Here is a 21,123-nt window from a genome sequence, read left to right as displayed (position 1 = left end):
CAAAGATGAAGAAACAATTAGGGTGGTTAGCGGCATCGATGATACTGCTGTCTGCTTGTACACCTAATTCAGAAACAGAAGTAGTCCAAGACCCTGAAGAATCTGAAGCGCGTACGGTTGTCCTACCTTCCGTGCGACTTGATGATAACTATTACTCCACAATTTTACCGTATGCTGAAAGTAAGAGCCGTGGTCTGGTCGTTTCAAATATGGCTACCAAATATGACATTGTCGAAGTGGAAAAAGGACTGATGCGCTTGTCGCAAAACGAATTCCCTACCGATCAGTTCTTCTTTCAAGAAGGACAATATTTGGACCGTACAACGATCAGCTCTTGGCTAGCTCGTAGCAACCAGACAGAGCAAGGGCTGAATCCAGATGATCAAGGACTGACTGGTCGTGAAAAAGCGCAACAAGCGCCAGTTTATCTATCCCATATCGTCGAACAAAACTACTTAGTGTTAGATGAAAACACGATGAAGCTCGCGGGAATCTCGATTGGGCTCGCGCTTAATTCCATCTATTACTACACCGAAGTAGATTACGGACCGGTATTTGAACAACAACTTTCAGATACTCAGATCACAGAAAACGGCCGTCGTATTGCGCAAGAAATCGTGACGCGCATGCGAGCGATGCCTGGATTAGAAGAAATTCCGATCACGATTGGGTTGTTCAAGCAAAATAGCCGAAACGCTATCGTACCAGGAACCTACTTTAGTTATGGCGTTTCTGATAGCGGCAATGAAATCGGTGATTGGTCTGCCATCAATGAGCGTTTTGTGACGTTCCCGACTTCTGATTCAAGTGAACAATTCCGCGATACAGATACGGCATTCCGGAATTTTAAGCAAGACGTCGAAACGTATTTCCCGAATTACACTAGCGTTATAGGGAATGGCTTCTACAAAGATGATTTTTTACAGAAGTTAACGATTGATATACCGATTCAGTTTTTTGGGAAGGCTGAAATCATTGGATTTACTCAATATGTTTCCGGGTTGATCAATACGCACTTTGTTACGGACTTGCCGGTTGAGATCAACATTACGTCAATCGAAGGGGAACAAGCGCTCATCAAGCGTGAGGCTAACCAAGAAACACCGTTTGTTCATATTTACGAGTAAAGGGTACTCTGTTCAAGTAAAGCAGAAAATGATATGATGGGCTGTATGATTGAATTAATTGGAGGTGTCCATAGTGGCAACAATCACAAAAGAAGAAGTGCGTCACGTCGCGCATTTGGCACGTTTAGCCATTACTGAAGAAGAAGTGGAGCATTTTACAGAACAACTTGCGAAAATTGTTCAATTTGCTGACAAGTTGAATGAGTTGGACACAACAAATGTGGAACCAACTACACATGTACTTCCACTAGAAAACGTTTTACGCGAAGACAAGTCTGTAGCAGGACTGGACCGCGAAATTATGATGAAAAATGTAAAAGAACACGAAGCAGGCCAAGTGAAAGTTCCTGCCATTATGGAATAGAGAGGCGGACTGAAATGTCTTATTTTACGCACACAGCAAAACAGCTGCAAGAAAAGATTGCGGCAAAAGAACTTTCTGTTCGTCAAGTAACAGAAGAAGCATTCACACGTATTGATGCAGTAGACGCAGATGTTCAAGCGTTTCTTGCCTTAAATAAAGAACAAGCTCTGACACAAGCTGATGAGATGGACCAAGTAGCTAGTGAAGAGCGTGGCCCCCTTTTCGGGATGCCTATTGGAGTAAAGGATAACATCGTAACAGCCGGTATTGAAACGACTGCTGCTAGTAAAATCCTTCAAGGCTTCAATCCAATCTACGATGCAACAGTCGTTCGTAAATTACGTGCTGCTGGTATGATCACTGTCGGAAAAATCAACATGGACGAATTTGCTATGGGTTCTTCTAATGAGAACTCAGCCTATAAAAAAACGAAGAACCCTTGGAATATAGCGCATGTACCTGGTGGTTCATCAGGTGGTTCAGCAGCTGCTGTTGCAGCAGGAGAAGTACCGTTCACACTTGGTTCTGATACAGGTGGTTCTATCCGTCAACCTGCCGCTTTCTGTGGCGTAGTAGGTATGAAACCTACATACGGTCGTGTCTCTCGTTTTGGTCTTATCGCATTTGCGTCATCTCTTGATCAAATTGGACCTATTACACGCACAGTAGAAGACAATGCACTTCTACTAGAGGCTATTTCAGGTTTTGACGAAATGGACTCGACATCTGCCAATGTAGAGGTTCCTAAATTCTCAGAAGCCGTCGGTAAATCTATCCAAGGTTTACGTATCGGTGTTCCTAAAGAATACATGGGAGAAGGCGTTAGTGAAGAAGTTCGTGCATCTGTACTTGAAGCATTAAAAGTATTAGAAGCTCAAGGGGCTGTCTGGGAAGAAGTCTCTCTTCCACACTCTGAGTACGCGCTTGCTACTTACTACTTGCTATCTTCATCAGAAGCTTCGTCTAACTTAGCTCGTTTTGACGGCATTCGTTACGGTTACCGAGCTGAAGAAGCGAAGAACTTATTAGAGTTATACAAAATGACACGTGCACAAGGTTTTGGCGATGAAGTTAAACGCCGTATTATGCTGGGAACTTACTCGTTAAGTGCTGGTTCATACGACGCTTACTACTTGAAAGCGCAAAAAGTGCGTACGTTGATCAAGCAAGACTTTGAAAACGTATTTGAAAACTATGATGTCATCGTAGGGCCGACTACTCCAACACCTGCTTTTAAAGTGGGCGAAAAAGTCGATGATCCATTAACGATGTATGCCAACGATATTTTAACGATTCCAGTCAACCTGGCAGGCGTACCGGGCATTTCTATACCATGTGGTTTTGCAGAAGGTTTACCACTGGGTCTTCAAATTATCGGTAAGCACTTTGATGAGTCTACAATTTATCAAGTGGCATCTGCCTATGAGTCAGCAACCGAATTTCACAAACAGACTCCGGCTTTATGGGAGGTTAATGCATAATGAACTTTGAAACAATCATTGGACTTGAAGTCCACGTTGAACTAAAAACAGAATCAAAAATGTTCTCGCCATCTCCAGCACACTTTGGTGCAGAGCCGAACACAAACACACATGTAATTGACCTAGGGTACCCAGGAGTTCTTCCAGTTGTTAATAAGACAGCTGTGGAGTGGGGAATGCGTGCAGCCATGGCTCTTAACATGGACATTGCACCGGTTACTAAGTTTGACCGTAAAAACTACTTCTATCCGGATAATCCAAAAGCTTACCAAATCTCGCAATTTGATAAACCAATTGGAGAAAACGGTTGGATTGAAATTGAAGTGGACGGCAAAACAAAACGTATCGGGATCACACGACTTCATTTAGAAGAAGATGCGGGGAAACTTTCTCACACAGATAAGGGCTATTCCCTTGTTGACTTTAATCGTCAAGGGACACCACTAGTTGAAATCGTTTCGGAACCGGATATTCGTACACCTGAAGAAGCCTATGCGTATCTTGAAAAATTAAAGTCTATTATTCAATTTACAGGCGTTTCAGATTGTAAGATGGAAGAGGGCTCACTACGTTGTGATGCAAACATTTCCTTACGTCCTTATGGCCAAGAGAAATTCGGCACAAAAGCTGAATTGAAAAACTTGAACTCGTTCAACTACGTGAAAAAAGGTCTTGAGCACGAACAAATTCGCCAAGCAGAAGTATTAAAAAGTGGTGGAGAAATTCTACAAGAGACACGTCGTTACGACGAGTCAACAGGAAACACATTGTTGATGCGTGTCAAAGAAGGTGCGGATGATTACCGTTACTTCCCAGAGCCGGATCTTGTCAAGATTGTCATCGATGAAGAATGGATGACACGCGTACGTGCAGAGCTACCGGAATTACCGGACGCTCGTAAAGCGCGCTATGTGAATGAGCTTGGACTTACTGAGTATGATGCTCGCGTCATGACCCTGACAAAAGAAATGTCTGATTTCTTTGAAGAGACAACTTCTCTTGGAGCAGACACGAAGCTCTCTACCAACTGGTTGATGGGTGATGTTTCTGCTTACTTGAACTCTGAGCAAAAAGAATTAAAAGATACAAAACTGACACCAACAGGTCTTGCAGGAATGGTCAAACTGATTGAAGATGGTACAATCAGCTCGAAAATTGCCAAAAAAGTATTTAAAGAACTTGTCGAGAATGGTGGTACAGCAGAAGAAGTCGTTAAAGCAAAAGGCTTTGTGCAGATTTCAGACGAAGGTGCATTGCGTGAGATTGTGACGCAAACACTTGATGCCAACCCGCAATCGATTGAAGACTTTAAAAACGGGAAAGACCGTGCAATAGGCTTCTTGGTCGGTCAGATCATGAAAGCGACAAAAGGTCAGGCCAACCCACCAATGGTCAACAAATTATTGAACGAAGAAATTCAAAAACGCTAACAACCCGGCTCGTCCTTACTTAGGACGAGCCTTATTTTGGGAATTCATGCTATGCTACTAATTAAGGAGGGGTTTTTAATGAAAACAGAACAACAGTATTTTGAAGAAGGCCGTCCACTGGCAGTTTATATGGATGAAATGACTACTAAAAAACAAGAGTCTTTTCATGTGTATGAGAATTTTACAGTACCAGCTGATGACGAGTTCATTACACGATTAGCACAAGCAAACGTTCACATTTTAGGCATCACGGAAGATTGGTGTGGGGATGCGATGATGAACAATGCGATTTTGCGTAAAATCACGGAAGCTGCAAATGTGGAAGTCCGCGTAGTATTACGTGATGCGGATACAGAGTTAATCGATCGCTACTTAACGAACGGCGGTCGCTCAATTCCTAAATATTTGCTACTTGACGAATCGGGTACAGTTTTAGCAACATGGGGCCCTCGAGCAGATCTTGTGCAAGACTATGTAATGGGAGAAAAAGCAAAGCTCCCAGAAGCGGGTAGTGAAGGGTTTGATGAAGCGCAGCGAGCTATCTTTGCTGAACTGACAACACAACTTGAAACTAATACAGACTTCCATTTGGCCACTTATAGTAGTATTCGAGAAGCATGGTTCACAAAATTGACTTCATAAGGAACCTCTAGAAGTATTATACTGTCTATAGGCAGTGAGAAAGATTTGTGAAGAAAGAAGGTTCTTCAAATGCAACGTGCACGAATTATTTACAACCCTACATCTGGACGAGAGCTGTTCAAGCGTCATCTTCCTGAAGTTTTAGAGGCGATGGAAGTGGCTGGCTATGAAACATCCTGCCATGCCACAACTGGTGCTGGAGATGCCACTGAGGCAGCGAAACGGGCAGTTGAAAATGGGTTTGATCTCATCATTGCAGCAGGTGGAGATGGAACATTAAATGAAGTAGTGGCGGGGGTCAGTCTTTATGACGAACGTCCAAAGCTTGGTTTAATTCCAATGGGAACGACAAATGATTTTGCTCGTGCCCTACATATCCCACGAGATATTCAACAGGCTGTGAAAATCATTACAGGTGGTCAATCGGTCCCTGTCGATGTCGGTCGAGTCAATGATACATTCTTTATCAATATTGCAGGTGGGGGACGAATCACGGAACTCACGTATGAAGTACCTAGTCGCTTAAAAACAGTGCTTGGTCAACTAGCTTACTACTTAAAAGGGATTGAAATGTTGCCGTCCATTCGAGCAACAAAACTTCGCATTGAATTTGATGATGAAGTCTTTGAAGAAGAGGCGATGATGTTCTTGATTGGCCTTACCAATTCCGTTGGTGGTTTTGAAAAACTTGCGCCAGATGCCAGCATCAACGATGGCCAGTTTACCCTATTAATTTTGAAAAAGGTCAATATGGCAGAATTTATTCGGTTGGCCACTCTTGCGATTCGAGGAGAGCATTTAAACGATCCTCATGTCATTTACCGCAAAGCTTCTAAGATTCGTGTGATGTCGGAAGAAACAGTTTCATTGAATCTAGACGGAGAATACGGTGGAACGTTACCTGCCGTTTTTGAGAACTGGGCACGCCACATTGAAATTATGGCGCCCGTCGATCTATTACCGGAACAGGATCACGTGAAGCGGGACTGATACTGACTAGCTACTCTAAAGATTTTGGAGTAGCTAGTTTGTTTATGACCGATTCTGGTAATTTCAAGTTCAGAGCCCTCGGAACTCGGTTCAGAGCCCGCGAAATTTGGTTCAGTGCCCGCGAAACTCGGTTCAATGCCCTCGGAATTTAGTTCAATGCCCGCGGAACTAAATCCTTATCAAAATCCCCCCTGTAGTTCGTAATTTTCGAGCTATTCTCATACCGTCATAACCTTGTAACAACTTGCCTGAAAACAAGTTCGGCTGATTAGATTAAACCCCTTCAACTAGGGTAGAATAAAGGCATGAAGCTCGTTGAATGACCGTTAGCCAATACTCTATATGAGGTGAACGAAATGGGAAATGAAGAAGCTGTATTTTTTAGTCGGCTACTTACAGAAATGACACTCTCGTTCCATATTATCTACGCCACAATCGGTGTAGGGGTGCCACTGATGATCATGCTGGCACAATACGTGGGAATCAAGAAAAACGACGAACACTATATTTTACTTGCCCGTCGCTGGGCACGAGGGTTCGTAATCACAGTAGCTGTCGGAGTTGTAACGGGGACCGCCATCGGACTCCAGTTGTCACTACTTTGGCCAAACTTTATGGAGCTTGCCGGCCAAGTGATTGCCCTGCCACTGTTTTTAGAAACATTTGCTTTCTTCTTTGAAGCAATTTTCTTAGGAATCTATTTGTATACGTGGGACCGTTTTGAAAACCAAAAGAAACACCTATTGTTACTTGTTCCAGTTGCGTTTGGTGCCGCGATGTCTGCAGTATTCATCACAATGGTGAACGCTTTTATGAACGCACCACAAGGTTTTGACATGGTCGACGGTGAACTGGTCAACATCAGTCCACTCCTTGCAATGTTTAATCCGGCCATGCCGACGAAAGTGGCGCACGTTGTCTCGACCGCCTTGATGACGAGCGCTTTCGTACTAGCATCAATCGGGGCTTTCCGATTGTTAAAAGGCTCGAACCATATTTATCATAAAAAAGCTGTGTACTTAATGGTCAAAGTTGGACTTGTGTTCTCCATAGCCACTGCAATCATTGGAGACTTCTCAGGTAAATACCTTGCTGAGTACCAGCCGGAAAAATTAGCGGCTGCTGAATGGCATTTTGAAACATCTGAAGCTGCGCCACTTATTCTTTACGGTATTTTAGACGGAGAAGAAGTGAAATATGCGATTGAGATTCCATTCGCATTAAGTATTCTTGCACACAATGATCCCAATGCAGAAGTGATTGGACTAGATCAATTCCCAGAGGATGAGATACCACCGCTCTATATCCACTACTTCTTTAACATCATGATTACAATCGGAATGTTCATGGTGATGTTATCAGCCTTTTATGTTGTCGCGAAATGGCGTAAATGGAAATTTGCGAACTCGCGCTTTATTCTCTGGTTGATCGTGGCAGGTGGACCACTTTCCATGATTGCGATTCAAGCAGGTTGGTGGATGACCGAAGTCGGCCGACAACCGTGGATTTTGTATCAAATCATGACTGTTGAACAAGGTGCAACATCCAATGGAAGTGTGGATATCATGGTCGTCGCATTTGCAATCTTGTACTTGATTTTAGGAATTGGTTCTGTCGTCGTCTTGCGCAGAATGTTCCGTAACAATCCAGTTGAAAAAGAGCTAGACAAACTAGATCAAGAGCGATTGGAAGGTGATACGAAATGACATTAGAAATCATAGGGATCACGGTCCTTTGGTTCTTCCTATTTGGATATGTCATCGTTGGGTCTATCGACTTTGGCGCGGGGTTCTTCAACGCCTATAGTTTGCTGACCAATCGCCAACATATTTTAACGAATATTATTCAAAGGTATTTGTCGCCCGTTTGGGAAGTTACGAACGTATTCCTCGTATTTTTCTTCGTAGGAATCATCGGGTTCTTCCCGAAGACCGCCTTTTATTACGGAACAACACTTCTTGTTCCAGCGAGTATTGCTATCATCTTGCTCGCGATACGGGGATCGTACTATGCGTTTGAGACATACGGTTCACGCGGGCACAAAGGCTACTCGTTTATGTACGGGGCAGCGGGGATTTTAATCCCTGCGTCGCTTTCCGTTGTATTAACGATTTCTGAAGGTGGATTCATCGATATGGTGGATGGCCAACCGGTACTTGATTATAGCCGCCTGTTCTTGAGTCCGTTAACATGGAGTATCGTTGTATTAGCCATTGCCGCCACACTTTATATTTCGGCTGTGTTTTTAACATGGTACGCAAGTAAAGCAGGGGACGCTGGTGCTACGAAGTTACTACGTAAATACGCATTGATCTGGGCATTGCCGACGATGATTACAGCAACAGGAATCATTGTAGAACTTCGTGCACATAACCCAGAGCATTACGCGAATATCTTGGATGTCTGGTGGGCATTCTTGATTTCTGGATTACTGTTCTTCGGAACGGTGTATCTATTGTGGACAAAACGAAATTACGGGTGGGCTTTCTTGTTGCTCGTCGGGCAGTTCTTTATCGCCTTTTTCGCATACGGCTGGTCGCACAGACCGTACTTGTTGTATCCGTATTTAACGATTTATGATGGGTTTACAAATGAAACGATGGCGATTGCACTGATCATTGCGTTCATTGCAGGACTATGTTTGTTATTACCGTCACTGTACTTGCTCCTGCGCCTATTCTTATTCAACAAAGATTATGTCGCTGGCAAAAAAGAAGACAATCACGCTTAGGAGGATATCATCATGACAAACTTTTTTATCTTTTACGCTCCGTTCATTGTACTGTTTGGTGCCATCGCAGCGGTCTTCTGGTGGGCGCCTAAAGACGGAATCATTCGAAAAGAAAAGTAGAATCAGCTCCTGCCGCGGCAGGAGTTTTTTCATGCTATAATGAAGAAATCATGCAAAAAAGAACGGGGTTTAAAGAATGACTGTAAAGAAAAATGACCGTTTGACGGTTTTTGTAGAAGATTTAACACATGATGGCCAGGGCGTCGCAAAAGTCGATGGCTACCCTATATTTATTAAAGGCGCATTACCGGATGAAAAAGTAGAAGTACATGTAGTAAAGGCATTAAAAAAATATGGATTTGCTAAACTGATTGAAATCGAGCAAGCTTCGCCTTTCCGTGTAGCTGCGCCATGTCCGGTATTTGATACCTGTGGTGGTTGTCAGCTTCAGCATCTGAGTTATGAAGGTCAGCTCATGGTAAAAGAAAAGCAGGTTCGGAGTGCTATGGAACGCATCGGCAAAGTCCATACGACTGTACTTCCCGTTATGGGGATGGATAATCCTTGGCGCTACCGTAACAAATCTCAAATTCCTTTTGGAACAGAGGACGGGCGAGTAGTCGCAGGGTTTTATAAGAGTGGATCTCATGATATAGCAGACACTCCGACATGCTTAATCCAAAGTGAAGAAGCAGATCGCTTGATGCTTGCTTTGAAGGAACGTGCACTCGAGTTAGGACTAGAACCTTATGATGAAAAGACAGGCCGTGGTCAGCTTCGTCATTTAGTTGTACGCAAAGGGCAGACAAGCGGAGAGACAATGGTCGTCTTGGTGACGAAATCCCGAAAACTAACACAACCGGAGAAAGTGATTCAGTTTATTCGTCAATTAGAGCCTTCTACTGTATCAATTGTACAGAATATCAACCCAACACGAACCAATGTTATTTTTGGAGAAGAGACGTTTGTGCACTGGGGAAAATCACATATCGTAGATTCTATTGGCGCTATTCAGTTTGAAATCTCTGCTCGCTCTTTTTATCAAATCAACCCGATACAGACGAACGTTCTTTATCAAAAAGCTTTAGAAGCAGCAGGGCTTACAGGAACGGAAACGGTGATGGATGCGTTCTGTGGCATTGGAACAATTTCGTTATTCCTTGCTCAACAAGCTAAACAAGTTCTAGGGGTGGAAATCGTTCCTCAAGCAGTGGAAGATGCACGTCGCAATGCAGAATTGAACGGCTTTACGAATGCAGAGTTTGAAGTAGGAGCTGCAGAAGACGTCATCACAAAATGGTACGAGGATGGAAAGCTTCCGGATGTTGTGGTGGTGGATCCCCCGAGAAAAGGTCTGGATGGCAAGTTGATTGATACGCTGATTGAACATAAACCACGCCGTATTGTCTATGTATCTTGTAACCCGGCAACACTTGCCCGTGACCTACGCCTTCTCGAAGATGGTGGATACACAGTTCATGAAGTGCAACCTGTCGATATGTTTCCACATACAACTCATGTGGAGTGCGTGACTTATTTAACGATTTAACTGAAACGTTTTAACTTTGTAGGAGGATTTCTGAAATGTTGAAAGAAAATTTTTGGCAGGACTTGCCGCGTCCCTTTTTCGTGCTAGCACCAATGGAAGATGTAACAGATGTGGTGTTTCGCAAAGTAGTAGCAAAAGCCGGACGACCTGATGTGTTTTTTACGGAATTTACGAACTCGGATAGCTATTGTCATCCAGACGGGATTCAAAGTGTACGTGGACGACTTACCTTTACAGAAGATGAACAGCCGATGGTCGCACATATTTGGGGAGACAACCCAGAGTATTTCCGTCAAATGAGTATTGGAATGGCTGAAATGGGCTTTAAAGGTATAGATCTTAACATGGGGTGTCCCGTTCCAAACGTAGCTTCACGCGGAAAAGGTAGTGGATTGATCCTGCGACCTGAAACTGCTGCAGAATTAATTCAAGCTGCAAAAGCTGGCGGTATACCGGTGAGTGTCAAAACACGTCTTGGATTTTCCGAGCTAGACGAATGGAAAGAATGGCTTGCTCACATCTTGAAGCAAGATATCGCCAACCTCTCGATTCATTTGCGCACGCGTAAAGAAATGAGTCAAGCAGATGCCCATTGGGAGCTCATTCCGGAAATTAAAGCATTGCGTGACGAGATTGCACCAAACACCATGCTGACGATCAATGGCGATATACCAGACCGTGCAAAAGGTCTTGAGCTCACTGAAAAGTATGGCATCGATGGCGTGATGATTGGACGCGGGATTTTTAAGAATCCATTCGCATTCGAAAAAGAGCCGCGCGAACATACTAGCGAAGAGTATCTGGACTTGCTAAAGTATCAGCTCGATTTGCAGGATCACTTTGCCGAAGAAGTGCCCCGATCGATTACGGGTTTACACCGCTTCTTTAAGATTTATGTAAAAGGCTTCCGAGGTGCAGGGGAGTTACGCAACCAACTGATGAACACGAAGTCTACAGCTGAAGTGCGTCAAATTCTTGAGAATTTTGAGCTTCCTGAATAAACTAAAACCAGCGTTTTCTCTTGATGAGAAATGCTGGTTTCTTTTTATTCAAAAATATACGCAAGTACTTCGACAGCTTGGTCGACTGTTTCTACTGTTACATTGGCTTTATTCGATATTTCTTTGAGAGGGTGGATCAATGATTCAGGACGAACTATGATTGTAGGCTTGCCTAGCGAAATAGCCAAAGTGGCATCCATTGCTGTATTCCACTGTTTATAGGATTCGCCAAATAATGCGATACAAACATCTGCTTTGTTCATCAGGACTTGAGTCCGCAAATTGTTAATACTCGAAGCGGCATCGTCTTTATAATAGGCGCTTGGCTGCTTACCTAAAATATCTTCCCCAACAGCATCTGATCGGGCATGATTCGTTTGAGGAGAAACAAACGTGATAGCAAGGTTTCTCTCCTGTGCTTTCGTTTTTACTTCATCACGCCAATCGTCATGAATCTGTCCCGCTAAATACACTATAAGTTCCATTTCTCCAACTCCTCCTTCAGTTCTTGTCTTCTTTAGTCTAACTAAATAGTGAAAAGAAGTCGCATAATAGGAATTTTTATATCCCAAGAATTATGCCATAGAATTAGTTTCCATAAAATTACTGGGGGCACAAAGCGGAGTTTAAGGGGCACAAAATAGCTCGCTCGAGTCACAAAGTAGCATGTTAGGGGCACAAAGTCTGCTTGTTTCCTGAAGCATTCCACATCAAAAACTAAGAAGTCGCATAATTCGTATTTCTCTCCCCTAAATCGTATACTGTTTGTACAATGTTTTAACACGAAAGGAAGATTCTTAATGCACTTTACACAAAGCTATTTAACACTTCCCGCTACATTCTATAAAGAAATTCTTCCCACACCTGTTGCAGAACCGCAACTTATTATCTGGAACGAGTCCGTAGCTGAAGAGCTCGGTTTTTCTGATACACCGACAAATTACACAAAGTTCCTAGCCGGCAACGAGACGTTTGAGAGCAGCCAGCCAATCGCACAAGCCTATGCCGGTCATCAATTTGCTAACTTCACGATGTTAGGCGATGGTCGGGCTATTTTATTAGGGGAACTAAAAGCAAAAAACGATTCGACATATGATATCCAGTTAAAAGGATCAGGGAGAACACCGTTTTCTCGAGGTGGGGACGGTCGGGCAGCCCTTGGACCGATGCTACGGGAATATATCATAAGTGAAGCCATGCATCATCTAGGGATTCCGACGACCCGAAGTCTTGCAGTCATCTACTCTGGTGAAGGTATTCAACGGGAAACCGTGAAACCTGGAGCGGTATTGACGCGTATTGCCAAAAGCCATATTCGTGTAGGGACGTTTCAATATGCTGCGCAGTTTGGAAGCATAGAAGAGCTTCGTGCGTTGGCAGATTACACAATTGAACACCTCTTTATTCCGGAAAACGAAAAACCTTATGAGTCGCTGTTACAGGAAGTGATTCAAAGACAGGCGACACTCATTGCACAGTGGCAGCTCATTGGGTTTGTCCATGGTGTGATGAACACTGACAACATGGCACTTAGTGGGGAAACGATTGATTACGGGCCGTGTGCATTTTTAGACAACTATGACCCGGCTACAGTCTTTAGCTCAATCGATCAACAAGGTCGCTATGCGTATGGAAACCAACCTGGGATTGCCGGCTGGAATCTAGCGCGTTTTGCAGAAAGCTTACTTCCGTTACTTAGTGATAACCAGGAACAAGCAGTCGAACGAGCTCAAGCTATTCTCGATAGCTATCCAAAATTATTCGAACAAGCGTACAATGAAGGACTTTGCCGAAAGTTTGGCTTAACCCAAACTACTGAAAATACAAAACTTGCATCGGACTTTTTGCAGCTAATGCAAACACACAAAGCAGATTACACTGATACATTCCGAGCACTCACACTACAAGATTATTCTCATGATTTCTTCGGTCATACCGAAGTGCAAAGCTGGTTGGAACGCTTTGAACAAAGTATGGGAACAAGAACGTCGCAGCACCAACACATGATGGAAGCATCCAATCCGGTCATAATTCCCAGAAATCATCTCGTCCAGCAAGCACTTGACGAAGCGGAAACAGGCTCGATGGAAAAAGTCATCACTCTACTAGAGCATCTAGAAAAGCCCTATACGTATTCACCGGCTCAACTTGATTTTGATCAACGCCCACCTGAAACAGGGCGAGATTTCGTTACCTATTGCGGGACTTAACTTTGAGAGGAGATAAGACGATGAGATTTTCAGACAAAGTAGTAGTTGTAAATGGTGGCACATCAGGAATCGGTGCAGAGGTAGTCAAACAGTTTGTAAAAGAAGGAGCCGTTGTCTATTTTAGCGGTCGAAGTGAAGAAAAAGCGGCGCAAGTCGAATCGGACAACGCACATTTCATTGCGGTCGACAATCATGAGCCTGAACAAATCGACGCGTTTTTCAAAGAAGTTCTCAAGCAAGAAGAGCGCATTGACATCTTGTTCAATAACGCAGGCGTGTTATCTGTTGCGACTGGTCCACTGTCTCGTGTAAAACTGGATAAATGGCATGAATTGATTGCCGTTAACCAAACAGCTATCTTCCTCTACATGCAAAACACTCTGCAAGTGATGAGTAAACAGAAGACAGGAGTCATCATCAACAATGCAGCTATACTTGGAGGCGCTAAAATCAATCCTATGTTACCTGCCTACAGTGGAACAAAGGCCGCTGTGATAGCGATGACCAAAAGTGCAGCATTGCGTCATGCTTCTGAAGGAATCCGAATTAACAGTATTTCACCTGGACCTACTGAAACTGACCTGGCTGTTCGTGCTTATGGTAGTCAAAGAGCATTTGATGAAAATTCTTCTCATCACCCACGAGGCCGCTATGCAAAGCCAGACGAGATTGCGCCAGCCGTATTATTTTTAGCTTCATCAGAAGCAAGTTATATCAATGGAACAGATTTGGTGGTCGATGGTGGCTATTCACTAAAGTAACTGCGTATTTCGCAGTTATTTTTTTTGAAAAGGATTTACCTTTTGTAAAAGATTCAATACAATCAAATAAAGGGGAAGGGGGAAGTCATGTGCATGCATTTGCTACACAGTGGAAAACTCAAATTGCGCAATATCCGCAACAAGTAATCGATGAAGCACAGCAGCTTCTCTCTGAACAGCTGGACGACAATGAACAGGCTGAGCTCCATTATTGGATTGCGCTTGGATATCGCTATTTGACGAAAATGGATCGATGCCTGGACAATGCTTATCAGGCGGAACGATTTTATTTAAAAGTGAGTGATTCAGAGGGCGTGGCCAAATCCTCCAACTTAATTGGTGTTGTTTACTTTTACAATGGGTTCTACGATAAATCAATGCGCTATTTCTATAAAGCAAAATTACTAGCAGAAGAGATAAAGGCCATACCTACACTTTGTCGCATCGAAAACAATATTGGTGAAGTGTATCGAGAGACAGAGGAATTTGAGCAGGCATCTTTACACTATCATGCTGCGCTGACATATGCTTTAGAGTCACAAGAACCTTATTTCCAGGCTATCATTTTAGAAAATTTAGGGCAGTTGTTTATCCATCAAAATGACTTTGATCAAGGGTATAGGTATTTAAAACAAAGTAGAGAACTGTTGCTCACACAATCCGATCGTTCCGCTCTAGCGGACGTTGAAAATAAAATTGGGGCTCTGTATTTAAAAAAAGGCGAAATTAGTAAAGCGGAAGAGCAATTCCATTTAGCTTTTCAGCATATTCATCCAGACGGAAACCGTTTGTATATGGCAGAGATTCTCATTAACTTAGCCGAGTTGTTAGAACTGTACGAGAAAAGTTATGAAGAGTTGCTAGAAGAGGCTAAACAAATCGCGCTATCTATTGATGCAAATCATCTATTGAAAAAAATTTATGAAAGACTTTCTCGCTACTACGAAACGAAACAAAATTTTTCCACTGCACTGCGCTATTACAAATTGTATCATCAGACAGAGCAGGCAAAGGAATCCTCTATCATGCGCAATAAGTTACAGTTACTTCGTGTAGAACTCAATTACAGCAATGATTTGCATAAATTATCGACATTAAATGAACAACTCACATATGAGATTGATCATCAAAAATCGCTATTCACTCAATTGAAACAATCTAACCTAGAGTTAAGTGAAGAAATCTATAAAGATGAACTGACCAAAGTCTATAACCGAAAAGGATTATTTGATTGCATGCGCTCATTGCAAGATGCTCAACACCTTGTCGTTCTTTTAGACATTGATTACTTCAAATCCTATAATGACAATCACGGTCACGTGGCTGGAGATGAGGCTCTGTACCAAGTTGCTCAAGCACTATTGAAAGCCCTTCAAACACAATCTGAGGAATTTTGTGTAGCGCGGATGGGTGGAGAAGAATTCCTTCTCATTGTTCCTGCCCAGAATTTAGAGCAATGTGAGACAATCGTGAACTCGGTTCGAACTGAAATTGAAGCACTGCATCTCACCTATGCCCCATCTGAAGATGCACACTACTTAACGATAAGTGGGGGAGGCTTACTCACCAAAGCTGATGTGAAAAACCAATTTCAAGAAATTTATCATCAAATTGATCAGCTGCTTTATCAAGCCAAACAGAATGGACGCAATCAGATCGTACTGGATTATGAAGGAGCCTATTAGGCTTCTTTTTTTGCCATAATCTTGTCATAGTTCAACGCCTTGTTAGAAGTCATCTTTTGCTTTTCCGACGCTCTGCACAGTACTATTAACAATGTGGAGGTTGATCCAATGATACAAGCTGCAAAAGAATTTTTAACTACCTATTGTTTTGAACTTCAAAAAAACGAACAGTATTATAGCGAGCGCTGGACGGAAATAAATGATGAGATTGCTAGAACGGGAACCTATACATTGACTTTGGAGGAACTCGAGTATGGTGCTAAACTTGCTTGGCGCAATAGTAATAAATGTATTGGTCGCCTATTTTGGCAAACGATGACTGTCCATGATTACCGTTCTTTACATGATGTACAGGACATTCGAGATGCGTTGATTCATCACATTATTTTTGCGACCAATCAAGGCAAGATTAAACCGACACTATCTGTTTTTCATCCGTCAGTTCGTATCTGGAACCACCAGTTACTTCGATACGCAGGGTACGAAAAGGATGGAGAGGTTATCGGTGATTCTGACTCGATCGCATTCACGAAAATTTGTGAAGAGTTAGGGTGGGTTGGCGCGGGAACACGTTTTGACATCCTTCCCTTAGTCATTCAGATAGGAGATGAAAAACCTGAATGGTTTGAAATACCTAAAGAGCACGTGCTAGAGGTAGCTATCTCGCATCCTGAGAAGCCAGAGTTCGAGCATCTCCATCTTAAATGGTATGCAGTGCCGATTATTTCATCGATGAAGCTAGAAATTGGGGGGATTGAATTTCCTGCTGCCCCGTTCAATGGCTGGTATATGGGTACAGAAATTGGCGCTCGAAATTTAGCAGATGTCGACCGTTACAATCAGCTGCCACAAGTAGCTGAGCTCTATCAACTAAATCAAAAATCGGCTTCTAGCTTATGGAAAGATCGAGCATTAGTAGAGTTGAATCTTGCTGTCTTACATTCATTTAAAGAACAGGGCGTCAGTATTGTAGATCATCATACGGCCGCGGTTCAATTTAAACAGTTTGAGCAGCAAGAACAGAAGAATGGCCGTGAAGTGACGGGCATGTGGAGTTGGTTGATTCCACCAATGTCGCCAGCTGCCACACATGTATTTCATAAGCCCTATTCAAATGAGACAAAGTCGCCGAACTTTTTCTATCAAAAAAATCCTTATTGAAAGAAACAGCAACACAAATAAAATCAGTTGGTACTCTAGGGTGAATTCTAGAGAACCAACTGATTTTTGCGTTAAACTTTGCTTATTCTTAGTAAGTAGTAACTTTTATGAGTTTTTGGAAGGAGTAGATCCAGCGTTGCCACCAAGTGAAACTGTCTTGATACTCTTCAACATCTACAGTAAATTCTGCGTCTTCATTGTTCCACAGTCGTTCAAAGTAAGAATTGAAATCTGCGGTCAGTTCGCTATCTGAAGTTGCGATTACTCGCAAGTTGGCTTCTAAATTATAATTGTCCAGAGTACGTTCTGTGTAGTTGGCTGCACCACTAGAAATGACAGAGCGGTCTGTTTTGATATGAATAGCTTTTGTATGGTACTGCCCAACAACGGTATTGTACCAGCGTACTTCTAACTTTCCATCCGTGTCTTCCACCATCTCTTGCACAACTGGTCGATTAGGAAGGCCAGACTTTTGACGACCAAATGAATTTTCATTAGGGTCTAAAATCATTCGTACGTCGACTCCACGATTTGCCGCGTCTATTAAGGCAGTGACTATATCTCGTTTTGCGATGAAGAACATCATCAAGTCGATAGAATCACCTTCCTCAGTGGCTGCGATGTCCGTCAAAAGAGCATCGAGAATTTTCTTCTCAGTCAAAAATTGCCCTTCGTACACTGCCTCTTCGTCCGTCTCTTGAACTCTAGGAAGTTTAGGGCCTCCAGAGAACAGAGAAACCGCTTCTTCTGCTTCCAACATGTCATTTAATAAAGGTGTACTTGTAAACTGCAAAGCAATATTGCCATGAAGCCCACTGGCGTCATGAGGGTTTGCCGAGGATACCAGTCCTTGTTTTTCTGTAATTACTAGTTTTCGGTGATTGGCTTTAACATTGAGTAGCGTTAGGTAAGAGGCTATTGTCATTTTTGGTGCTTCGCTTGCCATAGCATTTGGAATCCAACCTTCTCCACCTAAATCAAACCATTGGAAGAATGAGCGATAAATACCAGAGTAGATTGGTGTAGAATCTCGGAGAGGATCTAGGTCCGTGTAAACAATTTCTACATCAGCATCTCGCATTTTTTTAAACCACTCATTTTCATATGAGCCGTATCCTTTGTTCAAAGGATCCGTAATAAAGATGACGGGCATGTCTGGATTTTGTTGTTTTTTTGTCGCGAGTGTTTCTGAAAGCTCCTCTGCTATTGCGGGAAAACCTTCATCTTCTTCATAAAATCCATCTACTAAGAAAAAATCAACTACCACAAATTCTTCTGCTTCATTAATCATGGCATAGATAGAATCAAATATTTCATTTTCTGTTTGGCGATTTTCTCCTTCTTTATCAGTGGCATAAGTTAAATCAGTTACCATATCAAGCGAGGAAATTGGTTGCAAATCACCTGCAAATGAGACGCCTTCCGGTAAAGGTTTAAACGTATGCCACAAAATCATACCTGCATATAAAACTACTGTTGCAGCAAGTAAGAGGAAAACAACTCTTTTTCGTTTCGACCACCGCTTGAATTTGTCCATTCTGTCATTCCTCTTTCCTAATCAATATGTATAGTACTTTCTTATCACAGATACCCATCCTAGGCAATAAAAAAACGTGCACACAGAGTGTACACGCTACTCAACTAACTTAGCAAAATCTAAACGCTCGTTTAATTTTTTAAAGATAGGAATACCGACTAATAGTACTACTAATTCACCAGCAGCTACTGTCAGCCACGTAAGATAGAACGGGAGATTAAGAACTAGTAATAACTCATAGGCAATAATGAACGTTGTAAATGTAAAGACGATAGTGTTGGCGATCATCTTTTGCGTATCTGTCTTTAAGCGAGGAATTATTAGTAGCACAATAGTTAATGAAATAATAGAATGTGCAACTCCAAACGTCAAATCGTAAATACCCAGGGGAGAGAATAAGTTCGTGATGAACACTCCTGCTACGATTCCAAAGAAGTACCGCTTATTAAAGACAATCAAGTGATTAAACATTTCAGCTATACGAAACTGAATATTCCCGTATGAAAGCATCGGGAGGGCCAATGACACCGTTACATAGAGAGCAGCGATAATAGCATTGACGGTTAATGTTTTCATTTTCATTTCTCAAAACTCCTTAGTTTTTTTGTGTGGGAGGATCTCGAACCATGAATTCACAAGATTCGATTGTACAGCAGGCTGCGTAACACGTCAATAAAATGTTTAGTTCCATTAGTTAAGTATAAAATACTACCAAACAAACTTGTTGAATTATAATACCCCCTATAGTATATTTTAGTTACAAATAAATTACGCTACTTAATGGAGGGATTTCTACATGTTATTTCGTTCTTACTTTGATGAAAAGTTAGCTCAATATACGTATTTAGTGGGATGTCAACGAACAGGTCAAGCACTTGTGATTGATCCTGCACGTCATGTGGACGAAGTGGTTGAAGCCGCTAAAAAAGAGGGGCTGCATATTTCAGCAGCTACCGAGACACATATTCACGCAGATTTTGTTTCAGGTTCACGTCAGTTGGCGGAACAATACGGTGTCAAATTGTATCTTTCTGATGAAGGTGATGAGAATTGGAAATACGGCTACACAGAAGGCCTAGAAGTTGAATTTGTAAAGGAGGGTTCCACATTTTCCATCGGGAATATTGATTTCAAAGTGATGCATACGCCGGGACACACACCAGAAAGTATCTCATTTGTACTGACAGACCGTGGAGGCGGTGCGACCACTCCAATGGGAATTTTCACAGGAGATTTTGTATTTGTAGGGGACGTAGGTCGACCAGATCTACTTGAGAAAGCTGCAGGAGCTGAGGGGACGGCAGACAGTGGTGCACGAGATATGTTCCGTTCAGTGCAGCGGTTTAAAGAGTTACATGACTACATGATGGTCTGGCCTGCTCATGGCGCCGGTTCAGCTTGTGGAAAATCTCTTGGGGCTGTTCCTTCTTCGACAGTGGGGTACGAGAAACAATTCAACTGGGCTATGCAGATTAATGATGAACAAGCATTTGTTGATGAGTTGCTAAAAGATCAACCAGAAGCACCTGTCTATTTTGCAGAAATGAAAAAAGTAAACAAAGTAGGGCCTACAGTATTGAAAGACACATCACGTGTTCCTGATTTTTCTGCAGAAGACGTTAATCAAGCAATGGATAATGACAATACTCTCGTCATTGATACACGTCCAGCAACTATTGCTGAAAAGACACTGATTCCAGGCTCTATCAATATTCCTTACAATAAATCATTCACGAACTGGGTCGGCTGGCTAGCAAACTATGATGAAGACCTTGTCATTATCGGTGAGCCGTACGACAAGGAAGACATCATCGAGTCACTTCAATCTATCCATTTTGACCTAGTAATTGGCTATGCACCAATTTCAGTCGTTGCAGAATGGAGTCAACACGATGCGTATGAAACATTAACTGTCCAAGAGTTTGTTGAGCAAGTCAAGCATGAGGATACGTATGTGATAGACGTTCGTAACGATGTCGAGTGGTCAGATGGACATCTTGAACAAGCGCACCACCACTTCTTAGGGAAACTTCGAAAAACGGATGTACCAAAAAATAAAACACTTCTTGTTTATTGCCAAGGAGGCGCACGATCTGCTATTGCTTCAAGTGTTTTAAAGGCACGTGGCTATGAAACGGTAAAACATATGGCCGGTGGGTACGGCGCATACTTGCGTGAAAAAACGAATTAGTAAAGGATGAGAAAACTATGCAAAACCAAGTAACTGTTTATACAACAACGACATGTCCCTATTGTGATATGATGAAAAATTTCTTAGACCAACAAGCGATTGCGTATACAGCGATTGATGTACAAAAAGATCCCATTGCTGCACAACGATTAGTAGACACTACCGGACAAATGGGAGTTCCCCAAACACATGTAAATGGTGAGTGGGTTCTCGGCTTTGATCCAAATCGTGTCCTAGAACTACTTGCTAAGTAAAGAAGGCGA

The 21,123-nt window shown here is 42.5% G+C and carries 19 protein-coding genes; 16 read left to right on the top strand and 3 right to left on the bottom strand.

The window, feature by feature from the left end; genetic code table 11:
* Positions 1–5 precede the first annotated feature (5 nt).
* From MKY84_RS11805 to MKY84_RS11760, 10 genes are all read left to right on the top strand, one after another.
* Positions 6–1,127, top strand: coding sequence for a CamS family sex pheromone protein (locus MKY84_RS11805; RefSeq protein ID WP_342526222.1), 1,122 nt, complete (start codon positions 6–8; stop codon positions 1,125–1,127).
* A gap of 73 nt (positions 1,128–1,200) precedes the next feature.
* Positions 1,201–1,491, top strand: coding sequence for an Asp-tRNA(Asn)/Glu-tRNA(Gln) amidotransferase subunit GatC (gene gatC / locus MKY84_RS11800; RefSeq protein WP_342526220.1), 291 nt, complete (start codon positions 1,201–1,203; stop codon positions 1,489–1,491).
* Between the two features lie 14 nt (positions 1,492–1,505).
* The gene (gatA, locus tag MKY84_RS11795) at positions 1,506–2,972 is read left to right on the top strand and encodes an Asp-tRNA(Asn)/Glu-tRNA(Gln) amidotransferase subunit GatA (RefSeq protein WP_342526218.1); all 1,467 of its coding nucleotides are present in this window, start codon (positions 1,506–1,508) and stop codon (positions 2,970–2,972) included.
* Positions 2,972–4,402, top strand: coding sequence for an Asp-tRNA(Asn)/Glu-tRNA(Gln) amidotransferase subunit GatB (gatB, locus tag MKY84_RS11790; protein WP_342526216.1), 1,431 nt, complete (start codon positions 2,972–2,974; stop codon positions 4,400–4,402). The genes gatA and gatB overlap by 1 nt, the downstream gene beginning before the upstream one ends.
* A gap of 78 nt (positions 4,403–4,480) precedes the next feature.
* Positions 4,481–5,044 (top strand): thioredoxin family protein, encoded by a 564-nt coding sequence (locus MKY84_RS11785; protein WP_342526214.1) that lies wholly within the window; start codon positions 4,481–4,483, stop codon positions 5,042–5,044.
* A gap of 69 nt (positions 5,045–5,113) precedes the next feature.
* Entirely contained in the window at positions 5,114–6,034 is a 921-nt protein-coding gene (locus tag MKY84_RS11780) for a diacylglycerol kinase (RefSeq protein WP_342526212.1), read from the top strand.
* Positions 6,035–6,390: 356 nt separating this feature from the next.
* Positions 6,391–7,740, top strand: coding sequence for a cytochrome ubiquinol oxidase subunit I (locus tag MKY84_RS11775; protein ID WP_342526210.1), 1,350 nt, complete (start codon positions 6,391–6,393; stop codon positions 7,738–7,740).
* Entirely contained in the window at positions 7,737–8,765 is a 1,029-nt protein-coding gene (locus MKY84_RS11770) for a cytochrome d ubiquinol oxidase subunit II (RefSeq protein WP_342526209.1), read from the top strand. The genes MKY84_RS11775 and MKY84_RS11770 overlap by 4 nt, the downstream gene beginning before the upstream one ends.
* 196 nt (positions 8,766–8,961) lie before the next feature.
* Complete coding sequence (gene rlmD / locus MKY84_RS11765) at positions 8,962–10,314, top strand: 23S rRNA (uracil(1939)-C(5))-methyltransferase RlmD (RefSeq protein WP_342526207.1); 1,353 nt, start codon at positions 8,962–8,964, stop codon at positions 10,312–10,314.
* A gap of 38 nt (positions 10,315–10,352) precedes the next feature.
* Positions 10,353–11,315 (top strand): tRNA-dihydrouridine synthase, encoded by a 963-nt coding sequence (locus MKY84_RS11760; RefSeq protein WP_342528890.1) that lies wholly within the window; start codon positions 10,353–10,355, stop codon positions 11,313–11,315.
* A gap of 44 nt (positions 11,316–11,359) precedes the next feature.
* Here the strand turns inward: MKY84_RS11760 and MKY84_RS11755 are convergent, their stop codons facing one another.
* Positions 11,360–11,800 carry a YtoQ family protein gene (locus MKY84_RS11755; RefSeq protein WP_342526205.1) on the bottom strand — a complete coding sequence of 147 codons (441 nt, stop codon included), beginning with the start codon at positions 11,798–11,800 and terminating at the stop codon, positions 11,360–11,362.
* 315 nt (positions 11,801–12,115) lie between these two features.
* Here MKY84_RS11755 and MKY84_RS11750 point away from each other — a divergent pair, with 315 nt between their 5' ends.
* The 4 genes from MKY84_RS11750 (at position 12,116) to MKY84_RS11735 (ending at position 17,132) form a co-directional block, all read left to right on the top strand.
* Positions 12,116–13,525, top strand: coding sequence for a YdiU family protein (locus MKY84_RS11750; RefSeq protein WP_342526204.1), 1,410 nt, complete (start codon positions 12,116–12,118; stop codon positions 13,523–13,525).
* Positions 13,526–13,545: 20 nt separating this feature from the next.
* A complete protein-coding gene (locus MKY84_RS11745) occupies positions 13,546–14,286 on the top strand; it encodes an SDR family oxidoreductase (RefSeq protein ID WP_342526201.1) in 741 nt (246 codons plus the stop codon).
* A gap of 89 nt (positions 14,287–14,375) precedes the next feature.
* Complete coding sequence (locus tag MKY84_RS11740) at positions 14,376–15,971, top strand: diguanylate cyclase (protein WP_342526200.1); 1,596 nt, start codon at positions 14,376–14,378, stop codon at positions 15,969–15,971.
* 108 nt (positions 15,972–16,079) lie between these two features.
* Entirely contained in the window at positions 16,080–17,132 is a 1,053-nt protein-coding gene (locus tag MKY84_RS11735; RefSeq protein WP_342526198.1) for a nitric oxide synthase oxygenase, read from the top strand.
* Positions 17,133–17,220: 88 nt separating this feature from the next.
* Here the strand turns inward: MKY84_RS11735 and MKY84_RS11730 are convergent, their stop codons facing one another.
* Together MKY84_RS11730 and MKY84_RS11725 are read right to left on the bottom strand one after the other, a co-directional pair.
* Positions 17,221–18,669: a phospholipase D family protein gene (locus MKY84_RS11730; RefSeq protein WP_342526196.1), complete on the bottom strand. Its 1,449-nt coding sequence runs from the start codon at positions 18,667–18,669 to the stop codon at positions 17,221–17,223.
* A gap of 96 nt (positions 18,670–18,765) precedes the next feature.
* Entirely contained in the window at positions 18,766–19,251 is a 486-nt protein-coding gene (locus MKY84_RS11725; RefSeq protein ID WP_342526195.1) for a QueT transporter family protein, read from the bottom strand.
* Positions 19,252–19,465: 214 nt separating this feature from the next.
* Here MKY84_RS11725 and MKY84_RS11720 point away from each other — a divergent pair, with 214 nt between their 5' ends.
* Together MKY84_RS11720 and MKY84_RS11715 are read left to right on the top strand one after the other, a co-directional pair.
* Complete coding sequence (locus MKY84_RS11720) at positions 19,466–20,860, top strand: MBL fold metallo-hydrolase (protein WP_342526194.1); 1,395 nt, start codon at positions 19,466–19,468, stop codon at positions 20,858–20,860.
* 17 nt (positions 20,861–20,877) lie between these two features.
* On the top strand, positions 20,878–21,114 hold the full coding sequence (locus tag MKY84_RS11715; protein WP_342526193.1) for a glutaredoxin family protein: 237 nt from the start codon (positions 20,878–20,880) through the stop codon (positions 21,112–21,114).
* Positions 21,115–21,123 lie beyond the last annotated feature (9 nt).

It is taken from the genome of Chryseomicrobium sp. FSL W7-1435 (assembly GCF_038595005.1).
Classification (GTDB): Bacteria; Bacillota; Bacilli; order Bacillales_A; family Planococcaceae; genus Chryseomicrobium.
The sequence above is the reverse complement of the archived record's forward strand: the minus strand, read 5'-3'. Positions and strand labels throughout refer to the sequence as shown.